Origin of the sequence: Roseiflexus sp. RS-1 (assembly GCF_000016665.1) — a bacterium.
In the GTDB taxonomy this organism is placed as follows: Bacteria; Chloroflexota; Chloroflexia; order Chloroflexales; family Roseiflexaceae; genus Roseiflexus.
The window spans coordinates 4001822-4015276 of the sequence record NC_009523.1; the positions used below are offsets into that span (position 1 = coordinate 4001822).

General features: G+C 60.7%; 13 protein-coding genes. 2 read left to right on the forward strand and 11 right to left on the reverse strand.

Annotated elements, in window-relative coordinates:
- Positions 1–21: 21 nt before the first annotated feature.
- From ROSERS_RS16350 to ROSERS_RS16400, 11 genes are all read right to left on the reverse strand, one after another.
- Positions 22–279, reverse strand: a complete 258-nt coding sequence (locus ROSERS_RS16350; protein ID WP_011957883.1) for a YggT family protein — start codon at positions 277–279, stop codon at positions 22–24.
- Between the two features lie 61 nt (positions 280–340).
- Positions 341–1672 carry a histidinol dehydrogenase gene (gene hisD, locus ROSERS_RS16355; RefSeq protein WP_011957884.1) on the reverse strand — a complete coding sequence of 444 codons (1332 nt, stop codon included), beginning with the start codon at positions 1670–1672 and terminating at the stop codon, positions 341–343.
- Positions 1669–2688: an ATP phosphoribosyltransferase gene (gene hisG, locus ROSERS_RS16360; protein ID WP_041335592.1), complete on the reverse strand. Its 1020-nt coding sequence runs from the start codon at positions 2686–2688 to the stop codon at positions 1669–1671. The genes hisD and hisG overlap by 4 nt, the downstream gene beginning before the upstream one ends.
- A 51-nt stretch (positions 2689–2739) precedes the next feature.
- A complete protein-coding gene (locus tag ROSERS_RS16365; protein WP_232282640.1) occupies positions 2740–3321 on the reverse strand; it encodes a hypothetical protein in 582 nt (193 codons plus the stop codon).
- 96 nt (positions 3322–3417) lie between these two features.
- Positions 3418–4020: a Uma2 family endonuclease gene (locus tag ROSERS_RS16370; RefSeq protein ID WP_011957887.1), complete on the reverse strand. Its 603-nt coding sequence runs from the start codon at positions 4018–4020 to the stop codon at positions 3418–3420.
- A gap of 168 nt (positions 4021–4188) precedes the next feature.
- Positions 4189–5448: a DUF58 domain-containing protein gene (locus ROSERS_RS16375; RefSeq protein WP_011957888.1), complete on the reverse strand. Its 1260-nt coding sequence runs from the start codon at positions 5446–5448 to the stop codon at positions 4189–4191.
- A complete protein-coding gene (locus ROSERS_RS16380; RefSeq protein WP_011957889.1) occupies positions 5445–6401 on the reverse strand; it encodes an AAA family ATPase in 957 nt (318 codons plus the stop codon). The genes ROSERS_RS16375 and ROSERS_RS16380 overlap by 4 nt, the downstream gene beginning before the upstream one ends.
- A 5-nt stretch (positions 6402–6406) precedes the next feature.
- Positions 6407–6994 (reverse strand): hypothetical protein, encoded by a 588-nt coding sequence (locus tag ROSERS_RS16385; protein ID WP_011957890.1) that lies wholly within the window; start codon positions 6992–6994, stop codon positions 6407–6409.
- 59 nt (positions 6995–7053) lie between these two features.
- Complete coding sequence (locus tag ROSERS_RS16390; protein WP_011957891.1) at positions 7054–7932, reverse strand: DUF4129 domain-containing protein; 879 nt, start codon at positions 7930–7932, stop codon at positions 7054–7056.
- A 3-nt stretch (positions 7933–7935) separates the two neighbouring features.
- Positions 7936–9390 (reverse strand): ATP phosphoribosyltransferase regulatory subunit, encoded by a 1455-nt coding sequence (gene hisZ, locus ROSERS_RS16395; RefSeq protein ID WP_011957892.1) that lies wholly within the window; start codon positions 9388–9390, stop codon positions 7936–7938.
- A 207-nt stretch (positions 9391–9597) separates the two neighbouring features.
- Positions 9598–11316 (reverse strand): sensor histidine kinase, encoded by a 1719-nt coding sequence (locus tag ROSERS_RS16400; protein ID WP_011957893.1) that lies wholly within the window; start codon positions 11314–11316, stop codon positions 9598–9600.
- A gap of 49 nt (positions 11317–11365) precedes the next feature.
- On the opposite strand from ROSERS_RS16400, the gene ROSERS_RS16405 reads away from it, so the two are divergent.
- Positions 11366–12322 (forward strand): A/G-specific adenine glycosylase, encoded by a 957-nt coding sequence (locus ROSERS_RS16405; RefSeq protein ID WP_011957894.1) that lies wholly within the window; start codon positions 11366–11368, stop codon positions 12320–12322.
- A gap of 91 nt (positions 12323–12413) precedes the next feature.
- Positions 12414–13448 carry a histone deacetylase family protein gene (locus tag ROSERS_RS16410; protein WP_011957895.1) on the forward strand — a complete coding sequence of 345 codons (1035 nt, stop codon included), beginning with the start codon at positions 12414–12416 and terminating at the stop codon, positions 13446–13448.
- The last annotated feature ends 7 nt before the right edge of the window (positions 13449–13455 follow it).

Below are 13455 nucleotides of genomic sequence, written 5' to 3' on the forward strand. Positions count from 1 at the left end.
TGCCCGATCAGGCAATGATCATCACAATGCGGAGCGGATTAGCATGCTGATAGCCTGTAGCAATAACATTGCAATAATCGGCGAAAAGTCGAACATCATCGTTTGTGGCAGGATGCTGCGGATCGGCGCCAGGATCGGTTCCGTCAGATCGCGAAGCATCTGCGTGATCCGCATATTGCCCAGCGGATCGACCCATGAGAGCAGCACGCGAAAAAGAATTGCCAGCGACAACACTTCTATCAGGAGAAAGATGAAACTTTCGATAAAACTCGACGGCATACCTGCCCGCCTCCTCACGCAGCATCTGTTCAGAACACCAGCATTATACCAGACCTTACCCTTAACCTTCCAATCTTGCCCGCACCGCAGCCGCATGCGCCGCCAGACCTTCGGCATCTGCCAGACGCGCCGCAGCCGGTCCGATCCGGCGCAGTGCTGCATCGTTCAGCGCCACAAGCGAGATCATTTTACGAAAATCGTCCACATTGACCGGGGAAGCAAAGCGGGCGGTTCCGCCGGTCGGCATGATATGCGATGGTCCGGCCACATAGTCGCCAAGCACCTCGAAGGAACGTTCGCCAAGGAACACACCGCCCGCGTTACGCACCTTTCCGACATGGCGCCAGGGATCATCGATCAACAGACAGAGATGTTCCGGCGCGTATTCATTGGCGATCTCAAAGGCGGTATCGAGATCGGGAACCAGCACGACACCGCCACGCCCGGTCATGGCAGCAGCAGCGGCGGCGGCGTTCTGTGTCGGAAGCAGTTCGAGTTGCCGCGCAACTTCCGCCTGAACCTGCGTGGCAAGCGCCCGATCAGGCGTGATCAGAATCGCGGACGCAAGCACATGTTCCGCCTGCGCCAGCAGATCGGCGGCGACCAGGCGCGGATTGGCGTGCGCATCGGCGATGACCAGCGTCTCGGTAGGACCAGGGAGCGACTCGATCCCGACGACACCGTAGACCGCACGCTTTGCCAGCACCACGAAGAGATTGCCAGGACCGACGATCTTATCGACACGCGGCACGCTTGCCGTGCCATACGCCATTGCTCCAATCGCCTGCGCGCCGCCAATGGCGAACACCCGTGAAACTCCCACGGCAGCTGCGGCAGCAAGCACGGTCGGATCGATCTCGCCGTTGCGCTGCGGCGGTGTACAGACGATGATCTCCTCAACACCGGCGACGCGCGCCGGAACTGCGGCATGCAGAAGGGACGATGGAAGCGGCGCAGCGCCACCCGGAACATAGATGCCGACCCGTCGCAACGGTGTGATGATCTGCCCGAGCGCTCCTTCAGCGTCGAACTCGATCCACGAGGTGCGTACCTGACGTTGATGGAAGCGTGTGAGCCTGGCAATTGCCAGATTGATCGCTTCCCGCAGTGCAGGATCGAGCGCAGCCAGCGCCGCAGCGCAATGTTCCGGCGCAATCTCCAGCGGACCGGCGTAATTATCGAGACGCTGCGCCCAATCACATAATGCATCATCACCGCGTTCGCGCACATCACGCAGGATCTGATCAACCGCTTCGGCAGGAGTCAACCGTGCGCCAAAGCGCTCCTCGATAGCATTCAGCAGCGATACAGGAACATCGATCTCATCGAAGGGCACACGCCGCAGAATAGTGCGACGGGCAATAGAAAGATCTTCGAAGACAGGAATGGTCATGGCGTCTGTTCCTCGAGCAACTCCAGCAAACGATGATAACTGCTGCAGGTTGCATCGAACACATACTGCGCCGGTACAACCGTGATGGTGTCACCGCCGAGTTGACGGAGATGCGCCGTCAGATCGAGCACCCGATCCTGTGGTATAAGCAGCGTGACCATGTACCATCCGGGTGCACCCGCAGCGCGCGACGTGCTGGGCCAGACCGGCGCTATTGTCGGTCCCTGCACACCGGCAAGGTCAGAGCGGACCGCCACACGACGTCCCACATCTTCCACCGACTCACCGGCGATATTCGCCGTCACCTGCACGAAACGACGCGCGCGCCGCCGCGCCTCGACCAGTTCCAGCACGGTACGGGTTGCTGCCAGCGCCGCAGGATTGGCGCGCAAACAGCGACGACTCGCGATCAGACATGCCTGAGTACGGAGAATCGGCTCGCCAACGATCTTCAACTGGTTATCGCGCAGCGTCACGCCGGTTTCCGTAATATCCACAATGATGTCGGCGTACCCAAGCCCCGGCGCTGCTTCGGTCGCCCCCTGCGACTCAACGAGACGGAAGTAGTTAATGCCATTCGCATAGCAGAAACGACGGGTCAGCGACGGGTATTTGGTTGCAATACGCAGCGGACGGCCCTGACTGTGCAACTCGACTGCCAGATCCGCCAGATCATGCCAGGACGTCACATCGATCCAGGTCTCCGGGACGGCGACGACCAGTTCGGCAGCGCCATAGCCAAGATCATCAAACAAAACGATCAGATCATCACGGTCGCCGCGCAGTTCTTCCACCAGATCAAGACCGCTAATCCCGAGATCGATTTCGCCTGCCGCCACTTTTTCGACGATGTCTGTCGGTCGATGAAGCAGCACGTCTGCTCCGGGAAGTGCGCGAATGGAAGCCGTGTAACGGCGTGGATTCGGGCGCGCCACGCGCAATCCGGCGCTCTCAAGAAAGGCGATCGTACCATCGTACAAACTGCCCTTCGATGGTATGGCAAAACGCAACGTCATATCGCTTCTCTGAAGAATTGCCATCTCTCCGAAACCGGCCATCCCGCCATGCTAGGCGTCGCGCATGATACGACGCAGGAGTACAACAAGACGACTGAGACCGACCACCGCCAGCACGCCAGCGATCAACGCTCCCATTGAACCGATCTCGACACGCACAACAGTCGCCAGGCTGCCGGCCACAAACGCCACCCCTGCAACAATCAGTAAACGAATGAAATGGACACGTCGCAGTGATCGTTCATCAACAATCATATCGGTCAGCGCCAGACGCCGATCAAGATCGGCGAGACGCCAGGCAACCAGCGTCATAACCAGACCAGCAAGCGGAACAAGTGGCGCGACCTGAGTAAATGTCGCACCAGCAGCAACGACGATCAAACCGGGCATGGCAATCGTGCGCGTCCATTCACGCTGAAGGATCGCACCGGTTACCCACACACCGCCAAGGGCAGCTGGCGCCAGCGCAAAGAGCGTCTCACTTGCTGCAATCAGTCCACCCGCGAGCAATGCAGCTGCCAGGACAATCGCGCTAACAACTGCCAGCGATCCGCCGGAACGCGCTGGATGTACAGTCCCCTGCTGCAATGCAGGCGACGCAGTTCTCCCTCCATCCGTGTGTTTTCCGTTCAACGCGATTACCCTCATCGATGAAAAGTTGCTGACGCATCATGCATTGTCCGGGTCGATCCCCAGCGCCCGTAGACGCTCGCGCAGGGCACGGAGCCGCTACTCCGCTTGCGCCCGCTCCTCCGCATCTGCCCGCGCCAGTTCTTCAAAAGTCAGAAACGGGCGACCATCCGGGTAGAACAGGTCCACGCCCTCCTCCGTCACCGCGAACCGCACTCCCAGCAGCGGACTGACCCACCCGTTCATTTCGTCAACCATGCGCAGCCGCGCCCCCTGCCGCACCCATCCTACCGCCTCGCCCTGCTGCGGGTCAATCAGGTAGTACTCGCTCACCCCGTACCGCACGTAGAACTCGTGCTTGCGCGCCATTTCGCTCATGGTGTTGCCCGGCGACCATATCTCGAAGACCACCTGCGGCGGCTGTCCCCCTTCCTCCCATTGGAGATACGCGCTGCGATCTCCCTTCGGGCGGCCGATGGCGACCATCACATCCGGCGCGCGGCGAATGTCGGGGCGCCCTTCCACCGGATACCACAACAGGTCGCCCGCCACGAACACATCCGGGCGGTCGGCGAACAGCGCCGCCAGATTGCCCTGCACTACCGTAATCCAGCGAAATTGCAGCGTGTTGTCCGCCATCGGCTGTCCATCGCTTTCCGGGTAGATGATCGCTGGCTTCGCTGTGGGTATCACGGCGCTCATCATTGTCCCCCTTTCCCGCGTGTGGCGTGAGCGTATGCTCCGGTATCACGCCGCCTCTCGTCATTTCGTTCCCACTGTCGCCCGCAACTGTCGCACCGCTGCACGGTTTGCTGCTCAACCGACTCACTATCACAGGAGCCACAGTATAGCACAGAATTGCGACATTCATCAGCGCTGCATACGCGCCAGCGCCTGCGCCAGTGGCGTCTCCACATTCCAGTCGACAACACGCACCCCAGCCAGATAAAGACGTTGCAGCAGAGCCTGACGTTCGATACGTGCGATCCGCACGGCGAGAGCCGCCCGGGGTCCGAAAACGTTCGCTTCGAAGGCAACCGGATCGGGACTGATAACCAGCACCTCGTAGCCGTGCGCGCGCATATGCAGAATGGGCATAGCATCGCCCGGTTGCAGCGGACTGATCAGGATGATCTGTGAGCGCGCCGGAAAGAGGCGTGTTGGAATATCGGCGAGGCTGGCGAGGGCGGCGCGGTCGCCGGTACGTGCCTGCGCCAGCGCGCGCAACACCTTTTCACGCTGAATTTTGCCGTAGCCGGGAAACGTCCACTCGATGGCATGCCCGTAGATCAGCAACCCGACCCGGTTGCCTTGCCCTATCAGAGCATCTGCCAGCGCGACAGCAGCCTGTACACTATACTCGAACAGCGTATGACGGTTGCCCTGCACATCGCTGCCGCGCCGTGCGTCAAGAATAATACCGATGTCTGCAACGCGCTCCTGTTCGAACTCATTGACATAGAGCGACCCGGGGAAACGCGCACTGGCGCGGTTGTTGATCCAGCGCACCGGGTCACCCGCCTGATACTCGCGCACTCCGAAGAACTCGACGCCTGCCCCGCCCTGGCGCGCCGGGATCGTTCCGGAGTAGATGCGCGTGCGCCGAGGGCGAATGCCGAGACGGGTCAACCGCACGACCTCCGGCACAATCAGGATCTTGCCCGGCGCTGCGACCTCGATCCGGCGGCGGTTTAACCCAAGATGATCGCTCACTACCGCCTGCACGCTGCTGAAGTGGTGAAACCCGCGTGCGCCACGAACGGTGTACGCAACTGTCACCGACGACCCCGGCGTGAGCAGCGCTATACCTGTGGGATGCCCTGCGATCAGTTCCAATCCTGCGGGCAGTACATCTTTGATTGCGACAGGTACAGTGCGCGTCCCATCGTTTGTAACCGTGACGCTCACATTGATTGTCGCGCCCGGCGATGCGCGCTCTGTGCTCAATGTACGCGTCGCCTGCAACTGCACAACTTCCGGCATATCGAGCAGTGCCGCGCCAATGAAGATGACGGGCGGGATCGCCAGCACGATCAACGCACTGTTGAGCGTGGCAAGTCCAGACAGCACCAGCCCGAATGCCAGCGCACCCAGTGCGATCAGGTTACGGTGGTCGAACGTCGCTCTCATCGCATAACCGGCGCCGGGATCGCCTGAAGCACGGCAGACAGGATTTCCTCCGCAGCACGACGCTGCATCCAGAGATCGGGCGTCAGGATGAGACGGTGCGCCAGCGCCGGGCGAACAAAAACTTTGACATCATCGGGAATGACGAAATCGCGTCCATCGAGCGCAGCGCGCACCCGCGCCAGTTTGAGCAGCGCCAGCGACCCGCGTGGACTGGCGCCGACTGCCACACGCGCATCACTGCGCGTGGCTGCCACCAACCGCACAATGTACTCCTCAATGTCGGCATCGACATACACATCTTCGATAGCATCGCGCATCGCCAGCAATTCTTCGGCGTTGGTCACCTGCTCGATGACCGCATCATCGCGCCGACGCTCACGCCGCCGCCGCAGGATCTCGCGCTCTTCTTCCGGCGACGGGTATCCAATCGAAAGTTTCATCAAAAAGCGATCAAGTTGCGCTTCAGGCAGTGGAAAGGTTCCCTCGTACTCGATAGGGTTTTGCGTCGCCAACACCAGAAACGGTTCCGGCAGCGGCATCGTCTCGCCTTCGAGCGTTACCTGGCGCTCCTGCATCGCCTCCAGCAGCGCTGATTGGGTCTTCGGCGAGGCGCGGTTGATCTCGTCCGCCAGAACAATGTTGGCAAACACCGGTCCCCGACGCAACTCAAAGCGATCGGCAGCACGGTTGTAGACATAGCCGCCGGTTATGTCGCCTGGCAGGAGATCCGGCGTGAACTGAATGCGCCGGAACTCAAGCCCCAGCGCCGCTGCAAAACTGCGTGCAATCAGCGTCTTTGCCAGACCGGGGTAATCTTCGAGCAACACATGTCCGCCGGCGAGCGTCGCTGCCATAATCTGCTCGAGGACAGCCCGCTTGCCGACAATGACACGTTCAACCTGTTCGATCACACGTTGACCGAGAAGGGCAACATCGGCATACTGTTCTCGCATACGGTTCACTCACGATTCTCGCCGCGTGCAAGACGCTCAACGGCGGCAACAACCTGATCCAGATCGACATCGAGCGCTGACTCGCCACGTTGCAGGAATATGCTGCGACGTGGACGGTACGAATCGGCGCCAGCGCGAAGAAAATCGACGACATCCTGCGGCGCGTCGATCATGCCGGTTGCAATACGCTGGCGAGCGACGCGAAGTTCGACGCGCTCGCGTGCAGCCATCGTTTCAGCCAGTAAGATCATCAAACGTTGCGCCAACCGCCAGCGTGAATAGTCGTGTCGCTGTGCAAGCGCTACCAGACGCTGCCACTCATAGACGCGCCCGCGAGGAGCACCGGCATCGGCGTGTTGAGCGTCATTTCGACGTCCGCCCCACACGCTCACCAGCGCGACAATGCTGGCTGCCAGCACAAAAGTAAGCCAGATGATCCCCTGCGGTATGCTCTCGAAGATCCGCACTGCTCCCCAGATCAGATAGAGCAGCGGTGTAATCAGCGTCTCCGCCAGGAAGCCGCGAATCCCCAGAGCGACAATCTCAACTGCTGCAATCACCGTCAGGATCAGGATCAGGCGTCGTCGCCACATATGCCTGTCTTCCGCTTCACTTTGCCTTCGCTGTGTCACGCTCCACGAACAGAGCGTTATCAGCGTTTTCCATCACGCGACTGATAGGCTTCGACAACGGCGCGCAGGCACTCCTCCGCTTCGCGCGCCTCACGCAGACCCGGTATGCGTGGACTGTAGCGCACCAGTTCAAACAGGCGCGTCAGGCGACGAATATGTGTTTCGGCGAGACCGGTGCGCGCCAGGCGTTGCTCAAACTCACGCGCCGTCATATCCGGAGCGCGCACAATCCCTCGTTCGGTGCGCAGAACACGCACCATCTCGACATAGCAGCGCGTGACAGCGTCACGCACATCGGCACCCGCTTCCAGATCGCGCAACGCCGCCTGCGCCTCAGCAGCGATGGAGCTCCCCAGGTCATCGAATGCCGACCTCCGCGGAAACCGGCGCAGCATCCACCAGGCAACCGCCGTCAGACCCGATGCAAGCGCCAGACTGATCAGTGTGACCAGCCACACCGGCGGATTGGTCACCAGTTCAGGAGGAACGACGATATCTGTCGATTCGAGGTCCTGACCGGATGAACCGATCGTCTGCGCCGGTGCACTGCGCGGCTCGAATGTCGGCGGTCGCAGATTCGCCATGAGGAGGTAGACGGTCAGCATGATGAGCAGATACACAGGAAGATTCCGCACCAGCCAGCGTCGAAAATCAGGCGAGAAGACGGTCATAACCACAATGAACAATCCCAGGGTCAGCAACACGACGCCCAGCCATCCCATTCCGACCGGTTCGCCGGTTGCAGCGGCGCGCGCTGGCACAGGCGGCGCAAAGAGGTCGTAGGGAAATGGCTTGCCCGCTTCCAGAATCACCGACGGCAATCCGGCAGCCAGCACGATCAGCGCACCAAGCAAGACGACCAGCCACCCTGTAAGACGCCGCCGTATATGCTGTGACATAGATCACCTTTTGATCGGCGGGATATCCGTCAGAGCAATGAGCATCTCTTCGTGTCGCTCCAGATCACGCCAGGACATGCACCGCTGCGCACGCTCATCGGCGCCGACCACGGCAACGAAACGCACACCCCGACGATCAGCGTCGCGCAGGTTGCTACTCACACCGCGCATACGCACATCGGTCATCGCCGTATAGCCGTGCGCCCGCAGGAGGCGCGCCACTTCCAGCGCATACGGATAACTGCCATCGTCGGTTGCAACCACCATCACAACCGGCGGACAGGGAAGAGCGGCAGCAGGCGATGCCGCAGCCACGACCCGTTCCAACCCGTAGGCAAAACCGACCGCCGGTGTCGATTGACGCCCGCCCAGCGCATTCACCAGATCATCGTAGCGCCCGCCGCCACACAACTGCAAGCCGTCGTCCGAGTAGATCTCGAAGATCATGCCGGTGTAATAGTGCAACCCACGACCCAACCCAAAATCGAGCTTCAGACACTCCGGCGCCACGCTGTGCGCTGTAGCCAGGCGCAGGATCGCATGCAACTCCTCGAGACCGGTCACAGGATAATCGCGCAGCAACGCTCCGGCACGTTCCAGCGCCTCGTCGGGTCCGCCTTCGATCCGGCACAACCGGTCAAGCAATTCGAGCGCCTGGTCAATCTGCTCGGACGACTCGCTGCGTCGCAGTTTGCGTACCAGGCGACCAACGATCGCTTCTGGCGGTCGAGTGCCGAAACGCAGGTTGACTCCGATTTCACGCAGCGCGTGCAGCAGCAATGCCTCGGCGCGCTGATCGTCGATCCCATCGAGAAGCGCAGGATCAACAGGGAATGAAGCGGGGTGCGCGTCCAGTTCTGCGCGCACTGCTGCGACCCCGTGCTCACGAAGGCGTTCCAGTCGCCACGCCAGCCTGCCCTGGGTTCGTTCACTCAACCCCAGCGATGCAAGCAGCGAGCGAATCAGACCGATATGACCAATGCGCACTGTAAAGCGCGTCACGCCTGCCGCGACCAACCCCTCGCACGCCAGCGCCAGACACTCGGCATCGGCGCGCGGCGCCGCGCCGCCGATCAACTCAACGCCGATCTGCGTGAACTGACGATAGGTGGCGCGCTGTGGTCGCTCATTCCGAAAGACCGGGCCGGCATAACGCAGGCGCAGAGGCAGCGGTTGATCCTGCATACGCGCAACATAAGCGCGCAGGACCGAAGCCGTCCACTCCGGTCGCAACGCCAGATCACGCCCGTTGAACGTGAACTCATAGACCTTGCCGACCAGCTCTTCACCCAGCTTGCGCAGGTAGAGGTCGCGCTGTTCGATGATCGGCAGATCGATAGGTTCGTAGCCATACGCACCCAGCACGCGCTCGATTGCTGCAGCTGTTGCTCTCTGCACCGTCACTTCCGACGGCAGGATATCGCGCATACCGCGCACAGCATCGATACTTGATCCCACAGATCGGTCACTCCATCCGAACGGGAAGATACAAGCCTGGAGGGTTCATTTCTCACCCTGCGACGCACAGGCGCTATGACCTGCCCGGCGCAACGCACAGCAGATACAAACACAGGCGTCCAGCACGAGCGCCTGTGCCTCCCTTCTCCTGAGAAATCCGGCAACATCACCGGCATTGTACCCGATCCGTCACAGTGTCACAAGTGGTCAACGATCGGGCAGCCTGATGCGGAACGTTGCGCCATCGCCGGGGAAACTGCTGACCTCGATGGTTCCGCCGTGGGCGTCAACCGCCATTTTACAGAAGGCAAGCCCCAGACCGGTGCTGCTCTGACGAGCAGGGCGACTCTCACCTGCCCCAACGAATGGCTCGAATATCCGTTCGATCTGATCAGGGGGGATGCCCGGACCGGTATCGGCGACCTCGATAACCGTCTGCTCGCCGCCGTCGGGATGCGGCTCACGCCAGGCGCGCAGCATAATCGTCGTTCCGTAGGGGGTGTGTTTGAGCGCGTTCGAGAGCAGATTCAGCAAAACCCGGCGCAGCAAACGACTATCAGCGCGTATTGTCGGGAGTGTCTGCGGCACATCGAGGATCAGGGTTTTCGACTCGTATGCCAGCCATCCGGAAAGTTCGATGGCACACTCAGCGCAGAGATCGGGAAGTGATACATCACTCAGACGCAGGCGCAGACGACCTTCGTTGTAACGCGCCAGATCGAGCAGATCATCGACCAATCCCGCCAGGTTGCGTCCGGTGCGCAGCGCACTCTCGATCAGCGCACGTTGCGGGTCGTTCAACTCGCCCGTGCTCAACAACTCAAGAAATCCGATCAACGCCGTCAACGGATTCTTGAGATCGTGGATGACCATCTGTGCCAGTAATGTGACGTTGCGTTCGCTCTGCTGGCGCATTGCGTCGAGTTGTTCCAACTCTTCACGCTGACGTCGCTCACGCGCGGCAGTGATGGCAAGGTTCTCCAGCGCGTCGATCTGGAGAGGAGACAGGCTGGCATCGCGCTGGAGCCGGGTGCGCAGTTCCACCGAAAGCGGCTCACGACGCTCCAGCGACTCAATCAACGCATCTATGGCTTCCACCATTGCCGGACGCACCAGTTCGAAGGCGGCGCGATCGATAAGGCCACGCTGCCTTCGGTCACGTACCTCAAAAAATGCAGCGTATGCCATCAATGCAAGCGCGGCAATGCCTGCAGCGTGGGACAACCAGAACGAGAGATTGTATACCGGCGCGGCGATCTGCTGGATTGTCGTTGCTTCTCCCAACAATGCAAGAGCAGCCAGGAACGCAGGCGAGAGACGGATCGATGATCGACGGTATAATTGAATGTACCGCCAGAGCGCAAAACCGCAGGCGATCACGGTCAACAGACGGATGAGCGCTTCGATCTCCGGTGCCACAGGGACGAACAGCCATCCGATACTGAAGGCGAGGAGCATGGTAAAAGGCGCTACATATCGCCACGCACGCTGCCGCCGATCCTGGGCGACAGGCGATGCCTCGAATGTGCCGATCACAATCCAGATGCCGACGATAGCGAGGCTGATGATGGGACATTCAGGCGTTGCATCGGGCTGTGATGCCGCCCACAGCGCATGCACCAGAGCCGTTGCAGCACCTCCCAGCAATCCCAGACCAACCGCCAGCATGCGATTGTCGAGCGCCTGCCACGCTGTGATGACGATGACCAGCGCCACCGTTCCGATGATCGCCGCAGTGCTTGCAATCCCTGCAAAGTAGAGCGGCGACGCTACAGGATACGGACGATCCAGAGCGGGGAATATGCGCTCAAGCGCCAGAGCGGACGGAACCACGAGAACAATCGCCATCCACCCCGCAACGACCCACCGCGAAGTCGGTTGGCTGGCGTCGGAAACGGAAGACGGGTCGGCAGGAAATGGATGCATTGGAAGTTCAAACGTTTTTCATCGTAGCCTGTACTATGAAGATAACGCTATGACAATACGTAAGAGTATCATCCAAAAGAACGAAAGTTTACCGGCGTTTACCAGGTTCCATCAGGCGCTGATGAACTGGTTCAGTGAGGCGGCACGCGACCTCCCCTGGCGCCGCACCCGCGATCCATACCGCATTATGGTTGCAGAGGTGATGCTCCAGCAAACACAGGTTGATCGCGTGTTGCCGAAGTACGAAGCGTTCCTTACATGCTTCCCGACGCTTCAGGCGCTGGCAGACGCACCGACCGCAGAGGTCATCCGTCTGTGGTCGGGGCTTGGCTACAATCGCCGGGCGGTCAATCTGCAACGCGCAGCACGTGAAATCGTCGAACGCTTCGACGGCGTTTTTCCGCGCGATGTCGCTGTGCTGCTGACGCTTCCGGGCATCGGACCCTACACCGCTGGTGCTATCGCCTGTTTTGCCTTCGAGCAGGATGTGGCATTCATGGACACCAACATCCGGCGCGTTATTCGCCGCGCATTGACCGATCCTGCGGCAACGGTCAACGAACGAGATTTGCTGGCGCTGGCGCAGGCAGCGCTCCCAACCGGGCGCAGCTGGATGTGGAACCAGGCGTTGATGGAACTGGGGTCGCTGATCTGCACTGCCGACTCGCCAGCATGCTGGCGCTGTCCACTGCGCGATCTGTGCTGCGACTATGCCGCGCGCCGCACGTCGGACGGGCATCTTGAAGCGACGCCGGTGCGCAAACGCATTGCTGAACATCGTGAACGCCCGTTCGTCGGATCGAATCGCTACTTCCGCGGACGTGCTGTTGCCGCGCTCCGCGCATTACCCCCCGGCACAACCCTTGACCTGGCAGAACTTGGACCACAAGTGCGCCCCGATTATACCCCGGAAGATGAAGCCTGGCTGGTGACCCTCCTCAACGGATTGGAGCGCGATGGATTAGTCGTGTGGCATGGCAATGGGGTACGACTTCCGGAGGAATGAAGGCGCCAATGATGGACACAGGAGTATGCACATCCTGACCAGCGGAGGTTGCGCCATAAGCGGCGCAGCACCTGTGCTATAATGCAGAGTCATGAGAACAGCCATTGCCATCAACCCGCGCCACGCCGCCCACGACGAGCCGCAGCACGTTGAGCAGGCGGCGCGTCTGCATGCGATTACTGCTGCACTGAACGCCAGTGGTCTACGTTCAGTGCTGCTCGAAGTTCCGGCGCGTCCGGCGACTGAGGCGCAACTGCGCGCTGTTCACACCGAACAGATGATTGAAGTGGTGCGCTGGTCGGCGACACGCCCGCGATCGTGGATCGATCACGACACATACACTACATCGGCGAGTTGGGATGCGGCGCTCATGGCTGCTGGCACGACCCTGGCGGTCGTTGACGCGGTCGTCAGCGGGTCGGCGCAGAATGGGTTTGCGCTGGTTCGTCCACCCGGTCATCACGCGACCCGAGCCGAATCCATGGGGTTTTGCCTGTTCAACAACGTTGCCATTGCTGCGCGCCACGCTATCGACCATCTGGGAGTCACACGGGTGGCAATCGTTGATTTTGATGTGCATCACGGAAACGGAACGCAGGATATCTTCTACGATGATGATCGGGTCTTCTTCTGTTCGACGCACGCTTCGCCGCTCTACCCGGGCACCGGCGCCGAACGTGAGATCGGTTCGGGCAGAGGACGCGGCACGACGATGAATCTTCCGCTCCCTCACGGCGTCGGCGACGCCGGGTTTGCCCGCCTGTTCGATGATGTCGTCATTCCGGCGCTGCGGCGTTATCGTCCAGACCTGATCCTGGTGTCCGCCGGTTATGATGCCCATTGGGCTGATCCACTTGGACCATTGACGCTGTCGGTCGCCGGGTATGCTGCACTGACGCGCCGCCTGAAGGAAACGGCTGAAGAGGTCTGTAACGGACGTATCGCGCTGGTGCTCGAGGGCGGCTACAACCTGAAAGCGCTGGCGGCAAGTGTTCTGGCATGCCTGGAAGTTCTGGCAAACGATGATACTGTTGTTGACCCGTTCGGACCGTCAAATGAGCCAGAGCCGGATATTTCGGCGCTGATCGCGCGTATGCATCAGAATCACCCGCTGCTTGCCGGATAATCGGAAC